Source organism: Vibrio sp. 1288 (assembly GCF_033344475.1).
Genome location: NZ_JAWPOX010000952.1, coordinates 1 through 558 on the forward strand (window position 1 = coordinate 1; position 558 = coordinate 558).

General features: G+C 39.6%; 1 protein-coding gene. It reads left to right on the forward strand.

Translation table 11 applies throughout. The features are described 5' to 3' along the window. On the forward strand, window positions 1–558 hold a 558-nt coding region (locus R8O11_RS30290), incomplete at both ends, for a DUF2057 family protein (protein WP_318195270.1).

Below are 558 nucleotides of genomic sequence, written 5' to 3' on the forward strand. Positions count from 1 at the left end.
CCTGAAGATGTTAAACTTCTGGCTGTCAACATGGAAAAACCTAAGTTGGAAGGTGGGATCTTTTCTGATGAAAAGACAATAGAAATACCTGATGGGACGAATCAGATTGTCTTCAAATATCAACCTGAATTTGAAATTGGCGACGATATTAAAAGTGTATATAGCGATGTGATTATTGCTAAGTTTGATGTTAATAATGAAAAGCTTAAGTTCCAGCTTCCTCAATTTAATACGTATCGCCAAGCTCAAACGAGCATTTCTCCATTAGAGTGGCAACTGTTGGACTCTAAAGGCCAGACAATCGATTTAGTAGAAGATACTCTCGAATCGGAGGGTGTTCAAATAGGTCGAAACTATCCACAAGAAGCCCGCAGTTATAATATTGCTGGTGGTGTCGCTAGTGTTGCAGTTACTTATGTTACTGTGAATCAGCATCAACAAGTTGTAACGGGTATTGAGCCTGCTTCAAAAACCGTAGAAAGCACTCAAGGTTCTGGGCAACAAGATACGCAAATGGTCGACTTGCTAAAAACTATGTATCTAAAAGCTTCTCCGACC